This window comes from Bradyrhizobium sp. McL0615 (assembly GCF_049993905.1).
GTDB lineage: Bacteria > Pseudomonadota > Alphaproteobacteria > Rhizobiales > Xanthobacteraceae > Bradyrhizobium.
Window position 1 is genome coordinate 1,280,678 of record NZ_CP188254.1, and the last position, 24,195, is coordinate 1,304,872.

The following is a 24,195-nucleotide window of genomic DNA, read 5'->3' on the forward strand; positions in this document are numbered from 1 at the left end:
CGGCCCTGCGAACGGGTCGGCGTAGCCGCGATAAATGACATGAAAGCGAAGCGAATCAAAGGGTTTCCGCCTTTGCTCCACTTGCGATTGGCTACACCGCCAACACAATTTTGCCAATATGTGCGCTGGTCTCCATCCGCCGGTGCGCGTCGGCGGCCTTTTCCAGCGGGAATGAGCTGTCCATCAGCGGTTTTACTCGTCCTTCGCGCAATAGTGGCATAACCTTGGCCTCGATCGCCGCGACCATCGCTGCCTTATCCGCATTAGTACGGGGGCGTAGCGTGGAGCCGGTGTGGGTCAGCCGCTTCACCATCACCTTGGCAATGTTGACGGTGACCTTGGGTCCGTTGAGGGTCGCGATCTGCACGATCCGGCCGTCGACCGCGGCGGCGTCGTAATTGCGATCGACATAGTCGCCGGCGACCATGTCGAGGATCAGGTTGGCGCCCACATTGTTGGTCTCCGCCTTGACCACGGCGACGAAGTCCTCGGTCTTGTAGTTGATGGCGCGGTCGGCGCCGAGTTTCAGGCAGGCGTCGATCTTGTCCTGCGAGCCGACGGTCACGATCACTTTCGAACCGAACGCTTTCGCCAGCTGGATCGCCATGGTGCCGATGCCGGATGAGCCGCCATGGATCAGCAAGGTTTCGCCCGGCTTCAGCGCGCCGCGCTCGAACACATTGTGCCAGACCGTCATCAGCGTTTCCGGGAGCGCGCCGGCTTCCTGGATCGAGAGCGAGGCCGGCACCGCCATCGCCTGGGCGTCTTGCGCAATGCAATATTGGGCGTAGCCGCCGCCTGCCACCAGCGACATCACCTTGTCGCCCAGCTTGTGCTTGGTCGTGCCTGCGCCCAGCGCAACCACTTCGCCTGCGATTTCAAGGCCGGGCAGGTCGCTGGCGCCGGGCGGTGGCGGATAGGCGCCGGAGCGCTGTGCGACGTCGGGACGGTTGACGCCGGCGGCCATCACCTTGACCAGGATTTCGCCCGGACCGGGCACCGGCACGGCGCGGGTTTCAGGCAACAGCACTTCCGGGCCGCCGGGCTTGCTGATGCCGATGACGGTCATTTGCGCGGGCAGCTTTTCCATGATTTGTCCTTGCGAAATGCTCAAGAATTTGGAGGCGGCCCCTGATTAGCCAGCCCTGCTCCGGCTGGCAACCGCTCCGGGGACCGCCCAGCGCAAGGAGAAGCCCATGGCGATCGAGGATGACGACAAGCCGCGGAAGAAAATCACCCACGAGATCGGCCAGGACCTGTCGCTGCTGTCGGTCGAGGAATTGACCGAGCGCATTGCGCTGATGAATTCGGAAATCGAACGGCTGCAACAGGCCGTTACAAAGAAGCGTGCGTCGAAGGATGCGGCAAACAGTTTTTTCAAGACGTGAGATCTTCGAACCGCAAGCTTTCATCACGTCGTCCCTGCGAACGCAGGGACCCATACGCCGCGGCCCATCTTCTGGCAGGCCGCTGGCCGACTTTCCCGCAATCACAATAGCCGGTGGTTATGGGGCCCTGCGTTCGCAGGGACGACCAGCAGTTGGAGTCAATCCGAAAACTCGGCCAGTGGCCGACATGGCAAATAATCTCTGAAGAAAATCGCTCGTTTACGAAGGATTAAGCTTTCTCCTTTATGACTGACCTCGTCCTCGTTTGGACACCGAGTGGCTCCTGTCCACTCTGTTTGACGCCTCCCTGTTATCAACTTCAAAAGCCGCCGGAAACGGCGGCTCTTTTTTGTGCGCAGCACGGCTATTTTGTGCCCCCATACGCTGGAAACCATAAATCCGGTTGCCGCTGGACTCTCGCCCGGACAAGCGCAATGATTTGTTCATCATAAGCCGGTGGTTCACAGCCGGTTGGGGCAATAGTGGCGTGAGGGCGTTAACCATGGCGGACCGTTCGCAAAGCGAATCCGCGCTCGTTCTGTTCAGCGAGCGGCTCACCAATTCCGCGGCATTCGGAGTTCTGTTTCGGGAAGGCATGGACCTGGTTGAGGAAACCGCCGCCTATCTCGACGGCGACGGCCGCACCGAGGCCAAGGCGCTCGAACGTTCCGTCAGCCTGACTTACGCAACCGAAAGCATGCGTCTCACTACCCGCCTGATGCAGCTCGCGTCCTGGCTGCTGCTGCATCGCGCGGTCAAGGAAGGCGAGATGACGCTGACCCAGGCCAATCGGGAAAAGACCAAGGTCAAGCTCACGGCCGCCGATCCCGGTGCTGAGGACATGATCGAAAAGCTGCCGCAGCAATTGCAGGATCTGATTGCGCGCTCGATGAGCCTGCAGACGCGGGTCCGCCGGCTCGACACCACGATCCACACGCCGCCTGCGGAACGGGCTCCGATCGGCAACCCGCTGGTGCCGCAGCTCAACCGCCTGAAGGCGGCCTTCGAGCAGTAGCTCTCTCCGCGTCATTGCGAGCCAACGGGTCGGCGCGAAGCGCCGCCCCGTTGCCTCGCAATGACGCTGATGGGGCTTTGCCAAACGAAAACGCCCCGGCAAACCGGGGCGTTTTGCATTTCTGGGCCGGAAAGGAGGTTCGAAGCCCCCTTCAGTCCTTCTTGAGGAAGCCCGAAAACTTCTTCTGGAAGCGCGATACGCGGCCACCGCGGTCGAGCAGCTGCTGCGAGCCGCCGGTCCAGGCCGGATGCGACTTGGGGTCGATATCGAGGTTCAGCTTGTCGCCTTCCTTGCCCCAGGTAGAGCGGGTCTGGTACTCGGTCCCGTCGGTCATCACGACCGTAATCGTATGATAATTCGGGTGAATTTCGGCTTTCATGGCATATCCTTCGGCGCGCCGGCGCCCGTCTCAAATGGCAATGGGTACGGGATTTGGCCGGCTCTATAACTTAGTAAGGCCATCAAAACAAGCTACGTATATGCCCTCATTGGGAATCTCCCGGATTTGCCAGAGGGGGCCGCGGGGCCTATCTGGGGGCGGCAAACCGGTCGGATTTCATGAGCGCAGCAGAACAGCTTGAAGACGTCAAAACCGCGCCCCCACGGCGCGATGCCCTGCTCGAGGAAGAGGCCTTCATCGAGGCCCAGTTGACGCAGTCGCCGGCCAAGACGAGCGCCAAGCTCCGGCCGCTGCTGGCGCTGGCGCCTTACATAGCGCGCTATCGCGGCCGCGCGGTGCTGGCCTTCGTCTCGCTGACGGTCGCCGCGATCACCACGCTGGTGGTGCCGGTGGCGGTCAGGCGCATGATCGATTTCGGCTTCAGCCCGGAAGGCATCGCGCTGATCAACAGCTATTTCAGCGTCATGATCGCCATTGTCGCGGTGCTCGCTGCGGCCAGCGCGTCCCGCTTCTACCTCGTCATGACGATCGGCGAGCGTATCGTCGCCGATCTCAGGCGCGACGTGTTCGCGCATCTGGTCTCGCTGTCACCGGCATTCTTCGATTCCGCGCGCTCGGGCGAACTGGTGTCGCGGCTGACCGCCGATACCACCCAGATCAAATCCGCGGTCGGCGCCTCGGTGTCGATCGCGCTGCGCAACATCATGCTGTTCATCGGCGCTGCCGCCATGATGGTGATCACCAGCCCGAAATTGTCGGGCTTCGTGCTGCTGGCGATTCCGCTGATCGTGATTCCGCTGGTTGCGTTCGGGCGCTGGGTACGGCGGCTGTCGCGCAATGCGCAGGATACGCTGGCGGACGCCAGCGCCTACGCCTCCGAACTGATCGGCGCGATCAGGACCGTGCAGGCCTATACCAGCGAGCGGATGGCGACCAACCGTTTCAGCGGCGAGGTCGAGCAGGCCTATGAAGCGGCGCGCAGCTCGACGCGGGCGCGCGCGGTGCTGACGCTGATCATCATCTTCATCGTGTTCTCCAGCGTCGTGGCGATCCTCTGGGTCGGGTCGCACGACGTGCTGACCGGGCAGATCACGCCGGGCCGGCTCGGCCAGTTCGTGCTGTACGCGGCGTTCGCCGCCAGCGGTCTCGGGCAGCTCAGCGAGGTCTGGGGCGAGGTCTCGGCCGCGTCCGGCGCCGCCGAGCGGCTGTTCGAGATCCTGCGCGTAAAACCGCAGATCACGGCGCCGCCCAGGCCGGTGGCGTTGCCGGTGCCTGCGCGGGGCGATGTCGGTTTTGAAAATGTCAGTTTTGCCTATCCGACGCGGCCGGACGTGCTCGCGGTGGACAACGTTTCACTGTCGATCCAGGCCGGTGAAAAGGTTGCGATCGTCGGCCCGTCGGGGGCGGGCAAGAGCACGCTGTTTCACCTCTTGCTGCGCTTCTACGATTCCGCCAAGGGAACGATCTCGCTCGACGGCGTGCCGGTCAAATCGGCCGATCCCGTCGACGTGCGGGCGCGCATCGCGTTGGTGCCGCAGGACTCGGTGGTGTTCGCGGCCTCCGCGCGCGAAAACATCCGCTTCGGTCGGCCTGACGCGACCGATGCCGAGGTCGAGCGCGCCGCCGATCTCGCCCATGCCACCGAATTCCTGCGCCGCTTGCCCGGCGGCTTCGAAGCACAGCTTGGCGAGCGTGGCGTGACGTTGTCCGGCGGCCAGCGCCAGCGCATCGCGATCGCGCGCGCGATCCTGCGCGACGCGCCGCTGCTGTTGCTCGACGAGGCCACGTCCGCGCTCGATGCCGAAAGCGAGACCTTGGTGCAGACTGCGCTGGAGGAATTGATGCGCCATCGCACCACGCTGGTGATCGCGCACCGTCTCGCCACCGTGCTGTCCTGCGACCGCATCATGGTGATGGACCAGGGCAGGATCGTCGAACAAGGTACGCATGCGGAGCTGGTTGCAGCGAATGGGTTGTACGCGCGACTGGCGCGGTTGCAATTCGAGGGTGTTTAGGAAAATCGGGAACTAGAACGTCGGCTCCCGGTTGTTGCCCCGTTAATCATCTCGTTCAAGCCGAACAGGAGAGGGGCATGCCTTACCGTCGCGGAGGTTTCGCGCTTACGCCGCCGTCGCTCGTGATATTTTTGATTTCGGTGGTGCTGGCGCTTATCGCGCTCCTCATTCGATATGCCCATCTTTCCGTCCCGATCATCAGCTCGGCGCGCGTGTTCGACGTTTTGGCGATTGCCTATGTCGTGCTGGTTATCGGCGTGCTGTTTCGGCGCATATGACGTCGCGGGCGATGAGCGCCTAGCGATCCTCGCGGCATTTCGGCGATAGTATCGGCACGTTCGACCACGGCCAGTTTTTCCAGGAGCCGTCTTTCGCGACGCATGCCGCCGACGGTGTGGTTGGCGGCGATGCTTCGTCGCCATCTCGCGCCATCGCTTTTTTGTCCGTCTCGGGAGCGGCGAGGTGCCGATCCAGATAGGTCTCAGACAGCAATCCGGCGACGATCACCACCAAAAACGTCGCCGAGCCCTTGGCAAATTCGGCCCGTGTCATGGTTTCGTCTCCGTTGTTGCGTTGCGCAGTCCGCTTACCGCACTCCACGTCTCAGGCCTGTGATGACGATCACGGTCTCCATGTCATTCGCAAGACCGGACGCCTCGACGTCGGATTGACGTCCTCCCCGGCATGCCCGAAGCCGTTGCGCTCGTAGAAGCGGATGGCGCGGGCGTTGTCCTTGTTGACCTTGAGCGTAACGCCGCCGGGCGAAAGGCGTTTCGATTCATCGACCAATGCGCCAGCGATTTTCGAGCCCCAGTGATCCGGGCTGACCACGAGTTGGTCGAGATAGCCCGATCCGTCGATGGTTACGAACCCGATCAGCGCGTCGGCGTGTTCGGCGACGATGATCGAAGCATTCGGCACCAGTTCGTTGCGCCAGCGCTCGCGCCACCATGCCACGCGCGCCGTGAAATCGATCGAAGGGTAGGCCTGCTGCCAGGTCGCCCGCCAGAGCTCGATCGCCGCGTCTTCGTCTTCGACGCGATAGGGGCGGAGCGTGAAATCCACGCCCACTAGCGTTCCGTCAGCTTCAGCTCGATGCGGCGGTTGCGCTTGTAGGCTTCCTCGGTGGGCGCGGTGTCAAGCGGCTGGAATTCCGCAAAACCGGCGGCGACCAGCCGCTGCGCGGGGACGCCGAGGAAAACCAGATACTGCACCACCGAGATGGCGCGCGCCGACGACAACTCCCAGTTCGATTTGAACAGCGGCGAGTTGATCGGCCGCATGTCGGTGTGGCCGTCGACCCGCAGCACCCAGGCGATCTCGCTCGGAATTTGCTTGTCCAGATCTATCAGCGCCGTTGCAAGTTTATCGAGCTCGGCGCGGCCCTCGGGCAGCAGCAGAGCCTGGCCGGTATCAAAAAATACTTCCGACTGAAACACAAAACGGTCGCCGACGATCCGGATATCGGGGCGATTACCCAGAATGGCGCGCAGCCGGCCGAAGAACTCCGAACGGTAGCGCGACAATTCCTGCACCCGCTGCGCCAGCGCGACGTTCAGGCGCTGGCCGAGATCGGCAATCCGCCCCTGCGATTCCTTGTCGCGCTTCTCGGAAACCTCCAGCGCTTCTTCGAGCGCGGCGAGCTGGCGGCGCAGCGCACTGATCTGCTGGTTCAGCACCTCGATCTGGGCGAGTGCGCGCGAGCTCACCGTCTTTTCGGACTCGAGCGCCTTGTTGAGCTCGTTGGCGCGGCCCTGGGCGTCGCCGCCGGCGCCGGCCAGCCCCTCGTAAAGCCCCTTGATGCGGTCGCGCTCGCCTTCTGCAGCGGCGAGACCGGCGCGCAATTGCCCGACCTGGTCGTCAAGCGCGATCTTGCCGAGCTTTTCCAGCGACAGCAGGTCGTTGAGCTGCGCGATCTTGGCGTTTAGCTGCTCCAGCGCCTTGTCCTTGCCGGTGACCTCCTGCGACAGGAAGAACTGCACCACCAAAAACACCGAGAGCAGAAACACGATCGACAGCACCAGGGTCGACAGCGCGTCGACGAACCCCGGCCAGTAGTTGAAACCGGATTCGCTGCGGCGTGCACGGGCGAGGGCCATTTCGAAATTCTCTATCTTTTGGGTTGACGCATTAGCGGCAGCTTATCCCTGTCGCGCGTGGCAGACTGCTTCGATATTGTGACCGTCGGGATCGAGGACAAAGGCTCCGTAGTAACTGGGATGGTAATTCGGGCGTATTCCAGGCGCTCCATTGTCGCGGCCGCCGGCCGCGATGGCTTCTGCATGAAACCGGTCCACCACGGCACGGTCCTGCGCCGTGAAGGCGACATGGGCGCCCGTCTGAGGCACGCCGCGCCAACTGACCCAGAAGAAGGCCTTGGGCGCTAGCCCGTAGCCCGAGGCCGTTTCGCCGTCCGCATACAGGCGTGTGATCCCCAATGGACGCAGCGCCAGATCATAGAAGTTTCTCGATCGCTCGATATCGCTGACACCGATGGTGACGTGATCGAGCATATCACAACTCTTGCCTTCAGCTCTTCTCGGGCTGCCTGGCGATCCGCTCCAGCAGCTTCTTGATCTCGCGGTTCTGCTCGCCCTGGCCGTCGGCCCATTCGCGGATCATCTGCTGCTCGGTGCGCATATGCGCGACCAGGCCCTGGATGGCCTCGGCGAGGTTGGCCATCGCCGCGGTGGTGCTTCGGCCGCCGCTGCTCTCTTCAAGCACCGTGCGTATCCGTTCCATCGCGTGCTGCAGTTCGCCGCCGAGGCCGGATCCGCCATCGCCGTATTCGCGCACGGTGGAGGCGAGCCAGTCCTCCAGATCAGTGTAGAAGCGGTTCTGCGCCTGGCTCGACTGCAGGTCGAGAAAGCCCAGGATCAGCGAGCCGGCGAGGCCGAACAGCGAGGACGAGAACGAAATGCCCATGCCGCCGAGCGGCGCGGCCAGTCCATCTTTCAGGGTATCGAACAGGGCGCCGGAATCGCCGCCGACCTTCAAGCCCTCAATGACCTTGCCGACGGAGCCTACGGTTTCGATCAGCCCCCAGAAGGTGCCGAGCAGGCCGAGAAAGACCAGCAGGCCGGTCATGTAGCGGGAAATATCCCGGGCTTCATCCAGCCGCGTCGCGATCGAATCCAGCAAATGCCGCATGGTCTGCTGCGAGATCGTCATCCGCCCGGAGCGCTCGCCGCCAAGTATCGCCGCCATCGGCGCCAGCAGGGTCGGCCGCCGCTCGATCGCCAGCCCGGGATCGGCGATACGGAAACTGTTCACCCAGGCCACTTCCGGACGGAGCCGGATCACCTGCCGGAATGACAGGATGATGCCGATCAGAAGCACCGCGCCGATCAGGGCGTTGAGGCCAGGGTTGGCAAAGAACGCCGCGATGATCTGCTTGTAGAGCACGACCGTGATCAGCGTGCACAGCACCAGGAACACCAGCATCCGCACCAGAAAAATCCGGGGCGACGACAGTTTGCTCAGTTCGATCTCCATTTCGGAGCGGGAGGAGGGGCCTGAGGGCATTGGCGGGTGTCATCCGTTACGAAAAGCCGCGCTGGGGAACCAATATGGCACAGCGGGCTGGAGAAAAAAGCTGGGAAGCCGCGATTTCCAGTAGACGATGGTGGAACCTCTGCCTGAAACCCGGCTTTGACATCAACGTATTTTGCAACGGTTCAATGTCCAACCGGGATTTTTCATGACGGCCTTATATCTTGAGGCGCTGGCGGCCATTGCTGCGTCGCTTTCAGTCCTGATGGCCGGCGCCTGGGCAGTGCAGCAGCGGACCGGCAATTCCGGCTGGGTCGATACCATCTGGACCTTTTCGCTCGGCCTGGTCGGCGCTGGAAGCGCCTTGTGGCCGGTCGAGGGGGCTTCGCCCAATGCCCGGCAGTGGCTGGTGGCGGCGTTGGTCGCGATCTGGTCGCTGCGGCTCGGGGTCCACATTGCGATTCGCAGCGCGGGCATATCGGACGATCCCCGTTATGCGGCCTTCGCCAGGGAATGGGGGGCTGATTCGCCGCGCAAGATGTTCATCTTTCTGCAGAACCAGGGGCTCGGGTCGATCCCGCTGGCATTCGCGATCTTTGTCGCCGCCCACGCGCCCGGCGAGGGCCTGCGGTCGTCGGACTATCTGGGCGCGCTGATCCTGCTGGCCGGCATCGCCGGCGAAGCGCTGGCGGATGCGCAACTCAAAGCGTTCCGGACCGATCCCGCCAACAAGGGTAGGATTTGCGATGTCGGGCTGTGGCGCTGGTCGCGCCATCCCAATTATTTCTTCGAATGGTTCGGGTGGCTGGCCTATCCCGTCATCGGCATTTCGCTCAGTGATCCGCTTTCGTATCCGTGGGGTTTTGCTGCGCTGCTGGCCCCGCTCTTCATGTACTGGATCCTGGTCCACGTGACCGGCATCCCGCCGCTGGAAGCACAGATGCTGCGCTCGCGCGGCGATCGCTATCGCGACTACCAGTCGCGCACCAGCCGGTTCTTTCCGTGGCTGCCGCAAGCATGATCCCGGCCGGGAGAGCGGCGTCAGCGAAGGGAGTGGTCCCATGAGCTTCACCTCCACCATCATTGGCACCGCCGAACGCGTGCCGTTGCCCGATGTCATCGTCCGCGCCGCGATCCACCGGCTTTGCTCGCGCACCGCCACACGGCTCGCCACCGGGAGCGCGGAAAGTGACGCCTGGTTTGCCGACGCGATGGCGGCGCGCGCCATTGCCGAATGTGCCGACGCGGCGAACGCCCAGCACTACGAGGTGCCGGCGGCGTTCTTTGCCCATGTGCTCGGCCCTACCAGAAAATATTCCTCGTGCTTCTACAAGGAGCCGGCCTCAACATTGCAGGAGGCCGAGGAAGAGGCGCTACGTCAGACCGTCGAGCATGCCGATCTGGCCGACGGGCAATCGATCCTCGAACTCGGCTGCGGCTGGGGATCGCTGTCGCTCTGGATGGCACGGCAATTCCCGCATTCGCTCGTCACGGCGGTGTCCAATTCGAACTCGCAGCGCGAATATATCGAGAGCGAAGCCGCGCAACGCGGCCTGCCCAATCTGCGCGTCGTCACCCAGGACATGAATGTGTTCGCGCCCGATGCACGGTTCGACCGCGTCGTCTCGGTCGAGATGTTCGAGCACATGATGAACTGGCGCGAACTGATGAAGCGCGTGAGCGCGTGGTTGAAACCCGATGGCCGTTTCTTCCTGCACATCTTCACCCATCGCTCCGGCGCCTATCTGTTCGATCACGCGGACGCCGAGGACTGGATTGCGCAGCACTTCTTCACCGGCGGCGTGATGCCGAGCCACCATCTGATCCGGCAATATGCCGATTTGTTCGAGGTCGAAAAGGAATGGCGCTGGAGCGGCGTGCACTATCAGCGCACCGCGCAGGACTGGCTCGACAATTTCGATTCTCATCGCGACGAGATCGAACGCGTGCTTCACACGGTTCATGGCGACGAGACCGCGTTGTGGATGAAGCGCTGGCGCTGGTTCTTACTCGCGACGGCAGGACTGTTCGGTTACGCCGGTGGCAGCGAGTGGGGCGTAAGCCATTACCGGCTGAAGGCGGCCGGTTAACGTACCGATTCGACCTCGTCCTCAGGGCTGCCGCATGCTCATGCTGACAGCCCGCAGTTCTCGCCGGATTTTTTTCGCTGCAAACCTTAACGCAGGAATGGAACCGGGCTCACAATCGAGTGACCCCGGAATATCGCCGCTAATTCAGCACTATAGCACTGTGTGACATTGGGCCGCCGCGAGATCGTATTGCGTTGCAGCAGCGGTTCTTTATCTTGCCGCTATCAACTGTGAGTTCCAAGGTTTCTTCGAACGTCCTTTCTGGACGCCGCTTGGACAACGTCGCGAATAATCAAATTCGCGCTTCAAACCTGAACTGGGGCAATGCTTTCAATGTCCGGACTTCGAACGCGATCGGCATGCATCGTTGTGATGTTGGCTGCGATGGCGCCGCTATTGGCTGGCTGCAACGAACCGACGGCGGTGGCGGCGGTTGCGGCAACTCCGGCCGAGCCTGAAGTGGGCACCTTCACCGTACGGCCTCAGTCCCGCGCCCTCGTTCGGGAACTGCCCGGCCGGATCGCGCCCACCCGGGTTTCGGAAGTTCGCGCACGCGTCTCCGGCATCGTCGTCGAACGCCTGTTCCAGCAGGGCACCGAGGTGACTGCCGGCGATCCGCTGTACCGGATCGACCCCAAGCCGTTCGAGGTGGAACTGCAGGCGAGCCAAGCCGCGCTGGACAAGGCGGTGGCGGCGTTCGACCTTGCTTCACAGCATGCGCGTCGCGTCGCGACGCTGACCGGCCAGCGTGCGACATCCGAGGCCGAGAACGAAAAGGCGATCGGAGCCCAGCGCCAGGCCGAGGCCGAGGTCGGCAGCCGCAAGGCCGACGTCGCGCGCGCCAGGCTGAACCTCGACTACGCGACGATCCGTGCGCCGATCAGCGGCGTCGTCGGCGCCGCGCTGGTGAGTGAAGGCGCGCTGGTGATCCAGAACGAGACCACCAGCCTCGCCACGATCCAGCAGCTCGACCCGATCTACGCCGACTTCACCCAGTCGGTCTCCGAGATGCACAAGCTGCGTCGCGCGTTTGACAATGGCGATCTCGACCGGATCTCGCCCGACGCGGCCAAGGTCCGCCTCGTGCTCGACGACGGGACGGTCTATCCGATCCCGGGCAAGCTGCTGTTTTCCGAAGCCAAGGTGGATGCTTATACCGGACAGGTCACGCTGCGCGGACAGTTTGCGAATCCGCATCGCGAATTGCTGCCCGGCATGTATGTCCGCGTCCTGATCGAACAGGGCATCGATTCCGACGCCATCGCCGTGCCGCAGCAGGCGATCCAGCGCGATGCCGGCGGCGGCAGCGAAGTGTTCGTGGTCAAGGCGGATGGCCGCGTGGCGACGCAGCCGGTCCGCACCGGCGCGGTGCAGGACGGGCTCTGGCTGGTCAGTGAGGGCCTCAAGGACGGCGACCGCGTCATCGTCGACGGGTTCCAGAAATTCGTGCCCGGCGACAAGGTAAAGCCGAAAGCGTGGATCGATGCGGATGCCTCGGTCGGTACAATCCCGGGCGCACCCGCGACACAAGCCGCGCGCTGAGATATGCCCTCCTTCTTCATCGACAGGCCGATCTTCGCCTGGGTCGTCGCGCTGTTCATCTGCCTGATCGGCGCGATTTCGATCCCGTTGCTGGCGGTCGCGCAATATCCGATCATCGCGCCGCCCTCGATCTCGATCTCGACCAGCTATCCCGGCGCGTCGCCGGAAAACCTCTACAACAGCGTCACGCGGCTGATCGAGGAGGAGCTCAACGGCGCCTCCGGCATCCTCAATTTCGAATCCACCTCGGACTCGCTGGGGCAGGTCGAGATCATCGCCAACTTCGTGCCCGGCACCGAAACCGGCGCGGCCTCGGTCGAAGTGCAGAACCGCCTCAAGCGCGTCGAGGCGCGGCTGCCGCGCGCGGTGATCCAGCAGGGTATCCTGGTCGAGGAAGCCTCCTCCGCCGTGCTACAGATCATCACGCTGAACTCGACCGACGGCTCGCTCGACGAAATCGGCCTGGGCGATTTCATGATCCGCAACGTGCTCGGCGAAATCAGGCGCATTCCCGGCGTCGGTCGCGCCACGCTCTATTCCACCGAACGTTCGCTGCGGATCTGGATCGATCCTGCAAAGCTGGTCGGCTATGGCCTCACCGCCGACGACGTCAACAAGGCCATTACAGCCCAGAACGCGCAGGTCGCTTCGGGCAGCATCGGCGCCGAGCCAAGCACGCCGGAACAGAAGATTTCCGCGCTGGTGCTGGTCAAGGGCCAGCTTTCCTCTCCGGAGGAGTTCGGCGCCATTACGCTGCGCGCCAACGCGGACGGTTCCACCGTGCGGCTGCGCGACGTCGCGCGCGTCGAGATCGGCGGCCTCAGCTACCAGTTCAACACGCGCCTCGACGGCAAGCCGACCGCCGGCCTTTCGGTGCTGCTGTCGCCGACCGGCAACGCGCTTGCGACCGCCAGCGCCGTCGAAGCCAAGATGAAGGAACTGTCAAAGTTCTTTCCGGCCAGTATCGGCTACGAAATCCCGTACAACATCACCCCCGTCGTCAAGGCCTCGATTCACAAGGTGCTGATGACGCTGGTGGAAGCGGTGGTGCTGGTCTTCATCGTGATGTTCCTGTTCCTGCAGAACATCCGCTACACCATCATCCCGACCATCGTGGTGCCGGTGGCGCTGCTCGGCACCTGCGCGATGCTGATGGCGGTCGGCTATTCCATCAACATGCTCACCATGTTCGGCATGGTGCTGGCGGTCGGCATTCTCGTCGATGACGCCATCGTCGTGGTGGAAAACGTCGAGCGCATCATGGCCGAAGAAGGCCTGCCGCCGAAGGAAGCCACCCGCAAGGCGATGTCGCAGATATCAAGCGCCATCATCGGCATCACGCTGGTGCTGATGGCGGTGTTCGTGCCGATGGCGTTCTTCCCGGGATCGGTCGGCATCATCTATCGCCAGTTCTCGGTCACCATGGTTTCCGCCATCGCCTTCTCTGCGCTGCTGGCGCTGTCGCTGACGCCGGCCTTGTGCGCGACGCTGCTGAAGCCGGTCGAGGCCGGCCATGGCCATGCCCGCAAGGGCGTGTTCGGCTGGTTTAACCGCGTGCTGGAGTCGACCCGCGGCGGCTATACGCGCACCGTGAAGGGTTCGCTGAAGCGCACCGGACGGCTGATGCTGATCTACGCCGTACTGCTGATCGGCCTCGGCTGGGCGTTCGTGCGGCTGCCCGGCGGCTTCCTGCCGGTCGACGACCAGGGCTTCATCACGACCGACGTGCAGACGCCGTCCGACTCTTCCTATGCCCGTACCCAGGCCGCGGTCGAGCAGGTCGAAAAATATCTGCTCAAACGTGAAGGCGTCGAGAACGTGACGTTCCTGACCGGCTTCAGCTTCCTCGGCCAGGGCGTCAATACCGCGCAGGCCTTCATCTCGCTGAAGGACTGGTCGGAGCGCGGCGGTAAGGATTCCGCGGCCGCGATCGTCGCCGACATCAACCGCGACCTGTCGTCGATCCGCGACGCGAAAATCTCTGCGCTGCAGCCGCCGCCGATCGACAATCTCGGTAATTCCAGTGGCTTCTCGTTCCGCCTGCAGGACCGCGGCCAGAAGGGCTATCCGGCGCTGGTCGCCGCCTCCGACCAGCTGATCGCGGAAGCCAATGCCAGCCGCGTACTGCAAAAGGTCTATGTCGAGGGCCTGCCGCCGGCGCCGCAGGTCAACCTGATGATCGACCGCGAAAAGGCCGGCGCGTTCGGCGTCACCTTCGAGGACATCAACCAGACCATCTCGACCAATCTCGGTTCGAACTACATCAACGACTTCCCGAACCGCGGGCGGATGCAGCGCGTGATCGTGCAGGCGGACCGCGCCAGCCGCATGAACGCGGACGACATCCTCAATTACAACGTCAAGAACAGCCGCGGCCAATTGGTGCCGTTCTCGGCTTTCGCCACGGTGCAGTGGCAGAAGGGTCCGACCCAGATCGCGGGCTTCAACTACTATCCCGCCGTGCGCATCTCCGGCGAGGCAAAACCCGGCTTCACCTCCGGCGACGCCATCGCCGAGATGGAGCGGCTCGCGGGCAAGCTGCCGCGCGGCTTCGGCTACGAATGGACCGGGCAGTCGCTACAGGAAAAGCTGTCGGGCTCGCAGGCGCCGTTCCTGCTCGGCCTCTCGGTATTCGTGGTGTTCCTCCTGCTCGCCGCGCTCTACGAGAGCTGGACCATTCCGCTCGCCGTGCTGCTGACGATACCGCTCGGCATTTGCGGCGCGGTCATCGCCGCTACCATGCGCGGCCTGCCGAACGACGTTTACTTCACCGTCGGCCTGATCACCATCATCGGGCTGGCGGCAAAAGACGCCATCCTGATTATCGAGTTCGCCAAGGATTTGCGCGCGCAGGGCAAGCCGCTGGTCGAGGCCACGATCGAAGCGTGCAGCTTGCGCTTTCGCCCGATCCTGATGACAGGCCTCGCCTTCGTCTGCGGCGTGCTGCCGATGGCCATCGCCACCGGCGCCGGCGGCGCCAGCCAGCAGGCGCTGGGCACCAGCGTCATGGGCGGCATGATCGCGGTGGTGATCTTGGCGCTGCTGTTGGTGCCGGTGTTCTTCGTCAGCGTGCAGCGCGTGCTGGCGGGGGATCGGGAACCCGAGAAGGAAACGGCGACGGAGTCGCATATTCCTGCCGGCGTCACCCGCGAAGGCGGGTGACCCCGTATTCCAGGGAAGTGCGATCGAAGCGGAAAGCGGCGGCGTACCGGACCATAGGCGATGATGGATGAGAGATGTCATCAAGACCTGATGAACGAGAGCAGGTCGGGGTTGAGGACGTCCGCATGCGTGGTAAGCATGCCATGGGGATAGCCGGGATAAGTCTTCAGCGACCCGTTCTTGAGCAGGTCGACCGCACGCGGCACTGAACTTGCGAACGGGACGACTTGATCAGCCTCGCCATGCATCACCAGCACCGGCACGGTGATCTTCTTGAGGTCTTCGGTATAATCTTCGAGCCAAGAGTCGACGGTTGCGTAATGAGCGAGGGCACCGCCGGCCATGCCTTGGCGCCACCAGTTCGCAATGATCGCCTCCGAAGGCTTCGCCCCATCCAGGTTGTAGCCGTAGAACGGATTCTCAGGGACAAAACGGTAGAACTCCGACCGGTTGCCCAGCACGCCTGCCCGGATCGCTTCGAACCACTCCGGCGGTTGACCGGATGGGTTGTCCTCGCTCCGGTACATGTTCGGCGTCAGTGAAGCGACCAGCGCCGCCTTCGCGACGCGCTCCTGGTGGCGAGCGACATAGCGAGCCACCTCACCGCCACCTGTGGAGTGGCCGATGTGGATAGCGTCGCGCAGGTTGAGGTGCTCGGTCAGGGCCGCGAGGTCGGCAGCCCAGTGGTCCATGTCGTTGCCGATGCCGGGCTGGTCGGACCGGCCGTGGCCGCGCCGGTCGTGGGCGATCACCCGGTAGCCGTGGCGAAGGAAGAAGGTCATCTGGGCGTCCCAGTCGTCCGCCGACAGTGGCCAGCCGTGGCTGAAAACGATCGGCTGGCCTGAGCCCCAGTCCTTGTAGAAGATGTTTACGCCGTCTGTAGTAGTGATCGTGGACATCGAGTCGCTCCATCTGCGCTGTTAGACATTTTATTGAAAAGATAGCGATTGATTGATCCATTGAGCCACGCGTTACTCAATTTTGCTGAAGCATGATCCGTCGGCTCAAAGGCTATGGCAGAAAACGATTGCCGGCTTTGAAGTTGAGGTCATTGTTTTTATCCTCTTTTGGTTGAACGCCTCCGAAGGTAAATCTTGCTTCCGCCTATGACAAAGACCTAGTAGGCTCCGATGTATGCTTGGCAAGCATATCGAGGGCCGATGGAACTCCGTCATTTGCGCTATTTCATTGCCGTTGCCGAGGAAGGCAGCTTTTTGACCGCTGCCCAACGGCGCCTGAACACTTCGCAGCCGTCGCTGAGCCGGCAGATTCGCGATTTGGAATCCGAAGTTGGCGTGCAGTTGCTGGAGCGCCAGCCGCGTGGCGTGGCGCTTACCGATGCCGGAAGAGTCTTTCTCGATCACGCGCGGCTGGCGCTGTCGCAAGTCGAAGCGGCGACAGATGGTGCGCGGCGGACTGCACAGCCGCAAAAGCCCGCACTTTCCATGGGGTTCATGGTCGGGCTGGAAGTGATGTGGCTCCCCCACTTATTGCGTATCCTCCGCGAGGAAGAGCCGGAGGTCGAAGTCACCCTGTGTAGTCAGTCCTCGCCAGAACTTGCCCTCGCATTAGCGCGCGGGAAGCTGGACATCGCCTTTCTCCGCCCTGAGAAACAGAACGGAGGCGTGACTTTCAAGTTGTTGGCGAAGGAGCCCTTGATCGCCGTGCTGCCGGCAGACCATCGCCTGGCCGCGCGCAAAAGGATTCGCCCACAGGATCTTGTCCGCGAGATCTATGTCAGTTCGGCGAGAACGTCTCCGGTATTGCACGCCGTGATACAGGATTATGCGTCGAAGGTTGGGATCATGCTCAGGCCAAAGTATGAAGGCGAGAACATATCGTCGGCCATGTCGCTGGTCGCATCCACGGGCGGCGTGACCCTCGTTCCGCTCTACGCGCAGAATATGCTGGCGCCAAACGTTGTTGCCAGAGCGCTCGAGGGCGTTCCACCAACCGTCGATCTCACTCTCGGCTATAACCAGGCCAATTCCTCTCCGCTGCTCTGCCGGCTTTTGTCCCGCGCGGATGAATTGGTTGCAAGCGTTCAAAATCAGAGCATCATTCGCTACGTTGAAGCGGACTAGAGCGCGATGCGAGAGTCCGCTATGGGTCAGACTCAGAAGTAAGGTGACGCAATCGGGACTTCCGCTCTTCTCCCAACAACTGACATTCCCTGCGTGCGGTTGTGACGTCCGCTAAGTGCGCCATAACCGGACTCATGCACCTCAGCAGAGTGCCGCCATTCGATCACCTCGTGGGATGGAGAGCTACTCGGGCAAGCCCGCTTTCCGAAGGCCCTCAACCAGCAGATGCGAGTTTGATTGACCTCCCCGAGCGATCCACGCGGTGATCGTAAAGGTGGGATCGACCTCAAGAAAACGAGCCGCCGCTTCACCAGCCTCGGCATCACGTCCAAGATGGGCCAAAGCGGCCGCCAAACCGTGGTAAGCTACCCCATCGGATGAGTTCTGACGAAGAGCCTTCTTGGAAACCGCGACTGCCTCGTCGAAACGGCGAAGCTCGATCAAGGCAAAACCGACGCCAGCAAGAGCAATATGAAGCAAGGGGTCCAACGGGCTCAAGCGAATGCCGCGTTCAAAGCTCCGGATTGCTTCTTCGTGTTGGCCTGCAAGTTTGTAAATCCATCCTCTAATGCGCCACGTGCGAGCTTCATTTGGATTGGACGCGACCGCACGATCAGCAAAGTCGATGGCAGTCTCGTAGTCACCGTCAAAGAAAGCGGCACTAAGCCCCGCAACCGCCAGCGTTGTCTCGTCATTCTCGTCGAGGCTTAATGCCAAGCGAACTAGCCGAGCTCCTTCGTTGCGGTCGAATTGTGGGTCGATAGCAAAGCCCAGAACAACGTTGCTGAAGTGGGTATTAGCCGCCAACACGGCGGCCGAAACAGAGCGAGGGTCAAGATCCAAGGCACGATGAGCCAATTGGATCGTTTCGGCAAACCCTTCACGGGTCCTAAGATAGGATTTCTGTCTGGCCCTTAGACACAAATCATAGGCAGTTAGGTTTTCCGGTCGGCGGCGGGTCGCCATCTCGATTTCTGTTTGAAGCAGCTTGGGCTGAACGGCCGAGACAACGGCGACCGTTACTTCGTCCTGAAGAGCGAAAATGTCTGTCAGGTCACGCTCGAATCTGTCCGCCCAAAGGTGCGCGCCTGTCACGGCATCAATCAACTGTCCTGTGATCCGAACCCTCCCTGAGGCCTTGCGCACGGACCCCTCAAGGACATAACGGACGCCAAGCCTGCGTCCGACCTCCTTGATATCGACGGCTTTGCCTTTGAACGCAAAGCTCGAATTGCGAGCGATGACGAACAACCATTTGAACCGCGAAAGCGCGGTGATGATCTCCTCAACCATTCCGTCCGCGAAGTATTCCTGTTCGGGATCGCCGCTCATGTTCTCGAACGGCAGCACCGCAATGGACGGCTTATCGGGGAGAGGCAGCAGCTTGCTGGATGGGTCCGACAAGCTACGCGCTTCTGCTGCTGCCTGATGTCCTGCGCCGACCTCTCGTTCGGACGCCCGCACCGCGTAGATGCGGACTGCTCGGCCAATATTCTTCAGTGATCTCTCGCCCATGTCTTCGAAGACAAACGGCATCTTCCCCTGGACGTGCCGGAAAGCATCTTCGGAGAGATAAACCCCGCCCGGTTCGCACTCGTTCTCAACACGAGCGGCAACATTGACGCCGTCGCCGAAGATGTCATCACCGTCAATGATGATGTCACCGACGTTGATGCCAACGCGGAAGGTGATTTTTTGGGCTGCGCTGGCATTTCGCTCCAGCATCTTCGCCTGAACGTCCATCGCGCAGGTCACCGCGTCCACGGCGCTAGGGAACTCGACGAGCATCCCGTCGCCCGTAGTCTTGACGATGCGGCCTTTGAAGGCTGCGATGGAGGGGTCGAGAAGCTCGCGGCGGTGCGCCTTCAAGGCTTGCAGAGTGCCTACCTCATCGGCTCCCATGAGCCGGGAGTAACCGGCGACATCTGCCGCCAGGACCGCTGCAAGTCGTCGTTCAACGCGATTGTCGGTCAAAACGGCCTCCCGAGATCGGTCGATCCGTCGGACATATCAAAGCATAGGGCGTCGCCCTTGGGCTAGGGCTAATGTCCGCTTTGGATCACAAGCCGAAGTTGGTCCGTTGTAGCGTCAGGAGCCGACATCCATCGGCTCGCCCGGCATGGCCGGAAAGTGCCAAAAGCGGTAATCGGCAATTTAGAACGGATCGAATGCTTAGCTTGCGAGGACTCCTCGAAGCGCAAATAAACTAGCCTCCTGGCTCAAACCCCTTCGCCTTGAACTGCGATCCGGCCTCTTGCCCCGCGAGGAAATCGATCAAGGCTTTCGACGCGTTCGCGGACGCTGACTCCGCACCAATACCGCCGCTGAACTGCGTCATGCTGCCGAGTTCGCCCGGTAGTGGGCCAACCAGTTGCGCCCCTGCATTCGGCACGATCTCCGATGCCTGCGCGATGCCGAGCTCCACCTCTCCCTTTGCCACTAAGTCCGGGGACTGCGCACCGGGCACGAGCGTCGTCTTAGACTTCATCTGCTCGGTGATACCTAAACGCTCGATGGCGCGGCTGGCGACCACGCCACTCAGGCCTCCCTTGGCCGGATCCGCATAGGAGATCGACTTGGCCGACAGCAATGTTTGCTTGAACGCGTCCGCTGTCGAGATATCCGGCTTCGGCGCGCCGGCACGAGCCGCCAAGGCAACCGGAGTACTCGCAACATTGACGATATTGCCTGGAGCCAGCTTGTTCTGCTTGGCAAGGTCGTCCATCATAACCCGCGTCAAGATGATCACGTCGGCCCGCTCGCCGTCGAGGATGCGCTTCTTCTGAACCGCGGCGAGGTCATAACTAATTGTCAGCTTGTTGCCCGTCTTCTGCTCGAAGATCGGCGCAAGCTCGTCGAGCGCATTCGTCAGCGCGACCGAGGTAAACACTTTCACCTCGGCCGCGTCCGCCACCATTGCTGATAGCATCAGCCCTGTCAGGGCTGCCGCGGTCTGCATCATCAGTGATCGCCCGTTCATGAATATCTCCCGGCCAAGTACAGTGACGCGATTAAAGGTCATAACATCTCACTCGACAAGGCGGGGATTTCATCTTTTTGGCGGTGCAGTAAGTTGCGAAAGCACGCAGTCGCAAGACCCAACCTCCGATCCGTTGATGCCCGCTTTGGGTCAATCGCTACAGCGCGTTTGCCGCTACAAAAGCTACCCTGGTCTATCGGCGGACAGGCAACCTGAGGGCTGTCCAACTCTTGCTCGGGCATACCAAGATCGAAAGCACGGTGCGGTATCTCGGCATCGAGGTCGATGACGCCCTGGCGATAGCGGAACAAGTTGATGTCTGAAATACCCGGGCAGAGCGGACATGCTCTGCCCACGCTCTAACCGCCGGTTTGTGCCATGAGCGGACATCTGGGTCGCGGCACGTTGGGCCGATAGATTGATTTATCTCAAGACTGTATCCGAAACGCGGGCCCAGCTTACATTCGGAAGGCAGCGATACGTCCAGACAAGCAGGAGGTGAAGCATGTACCGGCATATTCTCATTCCGACAGATGGATCGGAGCTAGCGGAGCGTGGGGTGACGCATGGGTTGGCGCTGGCGAAATCCCTTGGAGCCAAGGTATCCGTAATCTTCGTTGTGGAACCGTTTTCAGAAATGACCGGGCGGTTCCAGGAGGCAGTCGCAACATATGCCGAGCTGCGCAAGGAGCAGGCCACGAGCGCGTTGGAACGCGCGGCAAATGCGGCCAAGGAGGTTGGTATTTCCTGCAAGACGACTCAAGTGGAGAACGGGAAACCCCATCAAGCCATCATCGCAGCAGCCGAGGACAAAGGCTGCGATCTCATCGTTATGTCATCGCATGGGCGCAGCGGACTTTCCATGCTTCTAATCGGCAGTGTGACAAACAAGGTGCTGACGCACGCGAAAACCCCCGTACTGGTTTGTCAGTGACCGTGCAGACCTCGGTCAAAATAAACTCGCCGGGAGATGGAGCAGCGGATGCCCTAAGGCCCCTCGACATGTCGTACCGATGTCTGTTCAGGGTCATTTTCGGACTTGGGCGCGCGCAGTCGCAAGGTCCGTTTTACCTCGATGAGCCGACATCGCAAGTTTGACCGCTTACGTCCGAAAAGTGCCAAGCGCGGAAGCCGTCGCCGAGGCGGCGCGTCGTGCTCATTCCGGCATTCCGGCGAGGCGATAGGCTTCCTGTAACTTCGCAAGGTCTTGATCCCTCCTGAACGGAGCCCCCTTTCGCATCTTGGACACGCGATCAGATGGAGAGAGCAGAGCAACCTGCGGCCAGAGCTTTTGCGCAGCTTCCATGTTGCCCAACATTGCATGACAAGCCATTGTTATGCGAAGAGCTGTCACATAGTCGGGATGATGACGCAACGCATCGGCTGCGCACTTGAGCCCCTGCTCATGGTTCCCGAGAAAGAAGTTGGCGAAAGCAAGCCCGCCATGTGCAAAGAAAATGCTGGGAGCCAGAGGGCTTAGCCTCAATGCGCGTTGAAAGTAGTCAATCGCTGCTCGGTGGTCGCCCAGGTACAATTTCGCCGATCCACCCCCCACCCATCCGAGCACTCCGTTTGGATTAAGGCGAATTGCTTCCTCCAAAAGACTGTCGGCCAATTCGACTTCATAGCCGATAGCGGCCAGAACTATCGCAGATTGCGCCAATACCCACGGGTCTTGTCTCCCCAGGCGTAAAGCGCTTTTCGCGCAGGCTATCGCTCGAGATGCGTCCGCTGCTGAATCGGTGCTCCACCGCCAAATTGTGCGTTGTTGGAAAGTCGCCGCCAATCCCGCGTAAGCCGGTGCAAACTGCGGGTCCAGCGCGATAGCCTGCTCGAAGAGACCAATTGCCTGCTCCGTGGCGTCCCTTGTACGTTCCCAATGTGCCGCCAGCGCGCGCAGATGATAATCGTACGCATCGAGACTGCTGGTAGGTTTCCGCTTGGCACGTTCGATTTCGGCTTGGGTCACGCTGGGGGCGATTGCGCCAACCACGCTGGCAGCTACCTGATCCTGCAGCTCAAAGACGTCCTCGAGTGCTCCGTCATATCGGTCTGCCCACAGATGAGCGCCGGAAGCTGCATCGATCAACTGGCCCGCGATCCGGATGCGATTGCCGGATTTCCGGACGCTCCCCTCGAGAACATACCGGACCCCCAAATCTTGAGCCACTTGCTTGATATCGACAGTTCTGCCCTTGAACGTGAAACTGGAGTTGAGAGCGATTACGAAAAGCTGTTTGTTTCGAGAAAGGGCGGTAGTGATTTCTTCGACCATTCCATCGGCGAAGTATTCCTGCTCAGGATCACCGCTCATGTTCTGGAATGGCAGCACCGCGATGGAAGGTTTGTCGGGGAGCGCGAGGGCAAGTTTTTCCGGTTCTGTCTCGCGGACTTCGGAGCTTTTGCCTCCTTCTTCCCGCACTGGCCCTATGAAACGGAAACCCTTCCGCGGCAACGTCTTGATGAGGCGCTGCTCCTCGCCGGTATCGCCGATCACGTTCCGGGCGGCATTCAGGCGGGTCGTCAGCGCGGCATCGGATACGATACGTCCGTTCCAGATGGCATTAATAAGGTCGTCTTTGCTAACGACGCGCTCCCTGTTGCGGATCAGGTATTCGAGAAGGTCGAACGCCTGTGGCGCGACGGAAACGACGTCCGCTCCGCGACACAACTCGCGCCGGTCAGTGTCAAATGCGTACTCCTCGAAGAGATAGCGCAAGCTGCCGATTCCTCAGGCGGCCTCCGATCATCGGGGCTCCAGTACCAGTTGCAACGCAAAGAATAAGCCGCCGGTGAGGAAAATGTAAGCCGCCTGTTAAGCCGGCACGCCGGTGCATTGGCACTCTGCTCGGACTGGAAACGAGGAGATACCGTCATGTACACGGCTCTTGGTGCAGCAGAACTGAAGCAGGCGACCAGATCGACGCAGCGCGTATCAAACTTTCTTGGGAGTTGCTGGGGGGCATTTCAGGAATGGCGCAAACGCGAGAGATTACGCGCCGAATTGTACGGCCTGAATAACAGGGATCTGATGGATATCGGTATCACGCGCGGCGAGATCGAGTACTTCGCCTCGAACGGGGGTATCGACCCGCGAGGCATCCGAACCGCCGAATGAACGCTCGATATCTGCCAAGTAAGGATGGATGGCCGGAATTGGAGACACGACTGGACGCATCATTGCCCAGAGGCCGACGTCCGTTGTGGGTCAAAAGGCGACATCGTCCGGCGATTGGGCTCGGCCCGCGCTTCCCCCAAGAGCGGACATCGAGGCCGCTGCGGGTATGTCCCGCTTGGTGCCAGAATCCGACCTTCCTCCATCGGTGCTTTTGTCCGTCTTGGGCACCGCGCAGTTCGCGTTCGGGAACGAGATCCTGACGTGGACGTCAATGGCCTGCTGATCCATCTGCCGCCAGGTGCGAAGGCGCAAATTGGCCCGCAATTTAGTTCGGGACCGATTTCACCTTGCGGACGAGCACGCTGTCGCCGTTCCGGCTGATTTCGAGCGCGTCTGCCTGGTACGGTGTTGAGAAAGCCACACGCTGACCCGGCGCAAGAACAGATACAACACGGATCGGCGTTCCCGCGATGCCCTGTGCAAGGGTCGTGACGACATGAAATCCGTCGCCCTCGACAGTGTAATAGGCGACGCCGGACACCTCGCCGAGGTCGATGCTCATACCATCAATCGGACGCAGGCCATCGGCGTAGGCGGCCTCCAGAGAGGCCAACGTAAATGCTACGGCAAAAAGGATGTTACGGATCGACATAGCGATCTCCTTTGGGTTGCCACGTAAAACTGTAAAGCACAACGACCTCCTCAATACCTACGCGTTGTGTCGGCGCAGAAACTCGGTGGCCCAGAAATTCATCAGCTCCCTCGAAGTATGCCAGATGCCCGGCACTGATCTGTTGGTACATTGAACCGGGAATGCTCGCGGCCAACTCGGGTGTCTGCGTGACGATCTGATCGTGAGCACAGTTGATGACCAGCATGGGGCTTGTAACGCTTCCGGCCCGCCCACTT

Annotated in this window: 24 protein-coding genes and 1 pseudogene; 12 read left to right on the top strand and 13 right to left on the bottom strand. The window is 61.5% G+C overall.

Features of this window, described 5'->3' with window-relative positions:
* Positions 1-91: 91 nt before the first annotated feature.
* Positions 92-1,090, bottom strand: a complete 999-nt coding sequence (locus tag ACPPVP_RS05985; protein ID WP_426532199.1) for an NAD(P)H-quinone oxidoreductase — start codon at positions 1,088-1,090, stop codon at positions 92-94.
* Between the two features lie 106 nt (positions 1,091-1,196).
* Here ACPPVP_RS05985 and ACPPVP_RS05990 point away from each other — a divergent pair, with 106 nt between their 5' ends.
* Both ACPPVP_RS05990 and ACPPVP_RS05995 read left to right on the top strand, forming a co-directional pair.
* Positions 1,197-1,388, top strand: a complete 192-nt coding sequence (locus ACPPVP_RS05990) for a DUF1192 domain-containing protein (protein WP_025588173.1) — start codon at positions 1,197-1,199, stop codon at positions 1,386-1,388.
* Positions 1,389-1,890: 502 nt separating this feature from the next.
* A complete protein-coding gene (locus tag ACPPVP_RS05995) occupies positions 1,891-2,403 on the top strand; it encodes a DUF1465 family protein (RefSeq protein ID WP_426532202.1) in 513 nt (170 codons plus the stop codon).
* A gap of 151 nt (positions 2,404-2,554) precedes the next feature.
* Here ACPPVP_RS05995 and rpmE read toward each other — a convergent pair whose 3' ends face one another.
* Positions 2,555-2,782: a 50S ribosomal protein L31 gene (gene rpmE, locus ACPPVP_RS06000; RefSeq protein WP_108514241.1), complete on the bottom strand. Its 228-nt coding sequence runs from the start codon at positions 2,780-2,782 to the stop codon at positions 2,555-2,557.
* 179 nt (positions 2,783-2,961) lie between these two features.
* Between rpmE and ACPPVP_RS06005 the strand changes: the two genes are divergently transcribed.
* Together ACPPVP_RS06005 and ACPPVP_RS06010 are read left to right on the top strand one after the other, a co-directional pair.
* Positions 2,962-4,818 carry an ABC transporter ATP-binding protein/permease gene (locus tag ACPPVP_RS06005; RefSeq protein WP_426532204.1) on the top strand — a complete coding sequence of 619 codons (1,857 nt, stop codon included), beginning with the start codon at positions 2,962-2,964 and terminating at the stop codon, positions 4,816-4,818.
* Positions 4,819-4,895: 77 nt separating this feature from the next.
* Positions 4,896-5,096: a hypothetical protein gene (locus tag ACPPVP_RS06010; protein WP_426532206.1), complete on the top strand. Its 201-nt coding sequence runs from the start codon at positions 4,896-4,898 to the stop codon at positions 5,094-5,096.
* Positions 5,097-5,115: 19 nt separating this feature from the next.
* On the opposite strand, the gene ACPPVP_RS06015 is transcribed toward ACPPVP_RS06010, so the two are convergent.
* From ACPPVP_RS06015 to ACPPVP_RS06035, 5 genes are all read right to left on the bottom strand, one after another.
* Positions 5,116-5,370 (bottom strand): hypothetical protein, encoded by a 255-nt coding sequence (locus ACPPVP_RS06015; protein ID WP_426532208.1) that lies wholly within the window; start codon positions 5,368-5,370, stop codon positions 5,116-5,118.
* 69 nt (positions 5,371-5,439) lie between these two features.
* Positions 5,440-5,889: a GNAT family N-acetyltransferase gene (locus ACPPVP_RS06020; RefSeq protein ID WP_426532210.1), complete on the bottom strand. Its 450-nt coding sequence runs from the start codon at positions 5,887-5,889 to the stop codon at positions 5,440-5,442.
* The gene (locus ACPPVP_RS06025; protein ID WP_426532212.1) at positions 5,889-6,917 is read right to left on the bottom strand and encodes a peptidoglycan -binding protein; all 1,029 of its coding nucleotides are present in this window, start codon (positions 6,915-6,917) and stop codon (positions 5,889-5,891) included. Before ACPPVP_RS06025 ends, ACPPVP_RS06020 begins: the two co-directional genes overlap by 1 nt.
* 42 nt (positions 6,918-6,959) lie before the next feature.
* Positions 6,960-7,331 (bottom strand): VOC family protein, encoded by a 372-nt coding sequence (locus ACPPVP_RS06030; RefSeq protein ID WP_426532214.1) that lies wholly within the window; start codon positions 7,329-7,331, stop codon positions 6,960-6,962.
* Positions 7,332-7,347: 16 nt separating this feature from the next.
* Positions 7,348-8,343: a flagellar motor protein MotA gene (locus tag ACPPVP_RS06035; protein ID WP_426532216.1), complete on the bottom strand. Its 996-nt coding sequence runs from the start codon at positions 8,341-8,343 to the stop codon at positions 7,348-7,350.
* A gap of 175 nt (positions 8,344-8,518) precedes the next feature.
* Here ACPPVP_RS06035 and ACPPVP_RS06040 point away from each other — a divergent pair, with 175 nt between their 5' ends.
* The 4 genes from ACPPVP_RS06040 to ACPPVP_RS06055 all read left to right on the top strand — a co-directional run bounded on the left by ACPPVP_RS06040 (position 8,519) and on the right by ACPPVP_RS06055 (position 15,104).
* Positions 8,519-9,331, top strand: a complete 813-nt coding sequence (locus tag ACPPVP_RS06040; RefSeq protein WP_426532218.1) for a DUF1295 domain-containing protein — start codon at positions 8,519-8,521, stop codon at positions 9,329-9,331.
* A gap of 40 nt (positions 9,332-9,371) precedes the next feature.
* Positions 9,372-10,400, top strand: a complete 1,029-nt coding sequence (locus tag ACPPVP_RS06045) for an SAM-dependent methyltransferase (RefSeq protein ID WP_426532220.1) — start codon at positions 9,372-9,374, stop codon at positions 10,398-10,400.
* 333 nt (positions 10,401-10,733) lie between these two features.
* Positions 10,734-11,942, top strand: a complete 1,209-nt coding sequence (locus ACPPVP_RS06050; protein WP_426532222.1) for an efflux RND transporter periplasmic adaptor subunit — start codon at positions 10,734-10,736, stop codon at positions 11,940-11,942.
* Positions 11,943-11,945: 3 nt separating this feature from the next.
* Positions 11,946-15,104, top strand: coding sequence for a multidrug efflux RND transporter permease subunit (locus ACPPVP_RS06055; RefSeq protein ID WP_426532224.1), 3,159 nt, complete (start codon positions 11,946-11,948; stop codon positions 15,102-15,104).
* Between the two features lie 80 nt (positions 15,105-15,184).
* Here ACPPVP_RS06055 and ACPPVP_RS06060 read toward each other — a convergent pair whose 3' ends face one another.
* Positions 15,185-16,003, bottom strand: a complete 819-nt coding sequence (locus ACPPVP_RS06060; protein WP_426532226.1) for an alpha/beta fold hydrolase — start codon at positions 16,001-16,003, stop codon at positions 15,185-15,187.
* A 261-nt stretch (positions 16,004-16,264) separates the two neighbouring features.
* On the opposite strand from ACPPVP_RS06060, the gene ACPPVP_RS06065 reads away from it, so the two are divergent.
* Complete coding sequence (locus ACPPVP_RS06065) at positions 16,265-17,188, top strand: LysR family transcriptional regulator (RefSeq protein ID WP_426532228.1); 924 nt, start codon at positions 16,265-16,267, stop codon at positions 17,186-17,188.
* A gap of 183 nt (positions 17,189-17,371) precedes the next feature.
* On the opposite strand, the gene ACPPVP_RS06070 is transcribed toward ACPPVP_RS06065, so the two are convergent.
* Together ACPPVP_RS06070 and ACPPVP_RS06075 are read right to left on the bottom strand one after the other, a co-directional pair.
* Positions 17,372-19,162 carry an adenylate/guanylate cyclase domain-containing protein gene (locus tag ACPPVP_RS06070; protein WP_426532230.1) on the bottom strand — a complete coding sequence of 597 codons (1,791 nt, stop codon included), beginning with the start codon at positions 19,160-19,162 and terminating at the stop codon, positions 17,372-17,374.
* Positions 19,163-19,394: 232 nt separating this feature from the next.
* Positions 19,395-20,168: a molybdate ABC transporter substrate-binding protein gene (locus ACPPVP_RS06075; protein ID WP_426532232.1), complete on the bottom strand. Its 774-nt coding sequence runs from the start codon at positions 20,166-20,168 to the stop codon at positions 19,395-19,397.
* A gap of 176 nt (positions 20,169-20,344) precedes the next feature.
* On the opposite strand from ACPPVP_RS06075, the pseudogene ACPPVP_RS06080 reads away from it, so the two are divergent.
* Together ACPPVP_RS06080 and ACPPVP_RS06085 are read left to right on the top strand one after the other, a co-directional pair.
* Positions 20,345-20,491 (top strand): annotated as a pseudogene (locus tag ACPPVP_RS06080) (tyrosine-type recombinase/integrase); the annotation flags it as partial.
* Between the two features lie 182 nt (positions 20,492-20,673).
* Entirely contained in the window at positions 20,674-21,102 is a 429-nt protein-coding gene (locus ACPPVP_RS06085) for a universal stress protein (protein ID WP_426532234.1), read from the top strand.
* Positions 21,103-21,324: 222 nt separating this feature from the next.
* Here the strand turns inward: ACPPVP_RS06085 and ACPPVP_RS06090 are convergent, their stop codons facing one another.
* Positions 21,325-22,887 (bottom strand): winged helix-turn-helix domain-containing tetratricopeptide repeat protein, encoded by a 1,563-nt coding sequence (locus ACPPVP_RS06090; protein WP_426532236.1) that lies wholly within the window; start codon positions 22,885-22,887, stop codon positions 21,325-21,327.
* Positions 22,888-23,043: 156 nt separating this feature from the next.
* On the opposite strand from ACPPVP_RS06090, the gene ACPPVP_RS06095 reads away from it, so the two are divergent.
* The gene (locus ACPPVP_RS06095; RefSeq protein WP_426532238.1) at positions 23,044-23,286 is read left to right on the top strand and encodes a DUF1127 domain-containing protein; all 243 of its coding nucleotides are present in this window, start codon (positions 23,044-23,046) and stop codon (positions 23,284-23,286) included.
* Positions 23,287-23,611: 325 nt separating this feature from the next.
* Here ACPPVP_RS06095 and ACPPVP_RS06100 read toward each other — a convergent pair whose 3' ends face one another.
* Both ACPPVP_RS06100 and ACPPVP_RS06105 read right to left on the bottom strand, forming a co-directional pair.
* The gene (locus ACPPVP_RS06100) at positions 23,612-23,938 is read right to left on the bottom strand and encodes a hypothetical protein (RefSeq protein ID WP_426532240.1); all 327 of its coding nucleotides are present in this window, start codon (positions 23,936-23,938) and stop codon (positions 23,612-23,614) included.
* Positions 23,925-24,164 carry a hypothetical protein gene (locus ACPPVP_RS06105; RefSeq protein ID WP_426532242.1) on the bottom strand — a complete coding sequence of 80 codons (240 nt, stop codon included), beginning with the start codon at positions 24,162-24,164 and terminating at the stop codon, positions 23,925-23,927. Before ACPPVP_RS06105 ends, ACPPVP_RS06100 begins: the two co-directional genes overlap by 14 nt.
* Positions 24,165-24,195 lie beyond the last annotated feature (31 nt).

Bases quoted from the DNA above. Each gene is read 5' to 3' on its own strand.
- ACPPVP_RS06105 (WP_426532242.1), bottom strand. From the start codon at position 24,164: ATGCTGGTCATCAACTGTGCTCACGATCAGATCGTCACGCAGACACCC.
- ACPPVP_RS06085 (WP_426532234.1), top strand. From the start codon at position 20,674: ATGTACCGGCATATTCTCATTCCGACAGATGGATCGGAGCTAGCGGAG.
- ACPPVP_RS06055 (WP_426532224.1), top strand. From the start codon at position 11,946: ATGCCCTCCTTCTTCATCGACAGGCCGATCTTCGCCTGGGTCGTCGCG.
- ACPPVP_RS06060 (WP_426532226.1), bottom strand. From the start codon at position 16,003: ATGTCCACGATCACTACTACAGACGGCGTAAACATCTTCTACAAGGAC.
- ACPPVP_RS06050 (WP_426532222.1), top strand. From the start codon at position 10,734: ATGTCCGGACTTCGAACGCGATCGGCATGCATCGTTGTGATGTTGGCT.
- ACPPVP_RS06095 (WP_426532238.1), top strand. From the start codon at position 23,044: ATGTACACGGCTCTTGGTGCAGCAGAACTGAAGCAGGCGACCAGATCG.
- ACPPVP_RS05990 (WP_025588173.1), top strand. From the start codon at position 1,197: ATGGCGATCGAGGATGACGACAAGCCGCGGAAGAAAATCACCCACGAG.
- ACPPVP_RS06005 (WP_426532204.1), top strand. From the start codon at position 2,962: ATGAGCGCAGCAGAACAGCTTGAAGACGTCAAAACCGCGCCCCCACGG.
- ACPPVP_RS06065 (WP_426532228.1), top strand. From the start codon at position 16,265: ATGGAACTCCGTCATTTGCGCTATTTCATTGCCGTTGCCGAGGAAGGC.
- ACPPVP_RS05995 (WP_426532202.1), top strand. From the start codon at position 1,891: ATGGCGGACCGTTCGCAAAGCGAATCCGCGCTCGTTCTGTTCAGCGAG.
- ACPPVP_RS06075 (WP_426532232.1), bottom strand. From the start codon at position 20,168: ATGAACGGGCGATCACTGATGATGCAGACCGCGGCAGCCCTGACAGGG.
- ACPPVP_RS06015 (WP_426532208.1), bottom strand. From the start codon at position 5,370: ATGACACGGGCCGAATTTGCCAAGGGCTCGGCGACGTTTTTGGTGGTG.
- ACPPVP_RS06025 (WP_426532212.1), bottom strand. From the start codon at position 6,917: ATGGCCCTCGCCCGTGCACGCCGCAGCGAATCCGGTTTCAACTACTGG.
- ACPPVP_RS06035 (WP_426532216.1), bottom strand. From the start codon at position 8,343: ATGCCCTCAGGCCCCTCCTCCCGCTCCGAAATGGAGATCGAACTGAGC.
- ACPPVP_RS06040 (WP_426532218.1), top strand. From the start codon at position 8,519: ATGACGGCCTTATATCTTGAGGCGCTGGCGGCCATTGCTGCGTCGCTT.
- rpmE (WP_108514241.1), bottom strand. From the start codon at position 2,782: ATGAAAGCCGAAATTCACCCGAATTATCATACGATTACGGTCGTGATG.
- ACPPVP_RS06030 (WP_426532214.1), bottom strand. From the start codon at position 7,331: ATGCTCGATCACGTCACCATCGGTGTCAGCGATATCGAGCGATCGAGA.
- ACPPVP_RS06045 (WP_426532220.1), top strand. From the start codon at position 9,372: ATGAGCTTCACCTCCACCATCATTGGCACCGCCGAACGCGTGCCGTTG.
- ACPPVP_RS06010 (WP_426532206.1), top strand. From the start codon at position 4,896: ATGCCTTACCGTCGCGGAGGTTTCGCGCTTACGCCGCCGTCGCTCGTG.
- ACPPVP_RS06100 (WP_426532240.1), bottom strand. From the start codon at position 23,938: ATGTCGATCCGTAACATCCTTTTTGCCGTAGCATTTACGTTGGCCTCT.
- ACPPVP_RS05985 (WP_426532199.1), bottom strand. From the start codon at position 1,090: ATGGAAAAGCTGCCCGCGCAAATGACCGTCATCGGCATCAGCAAGCCC.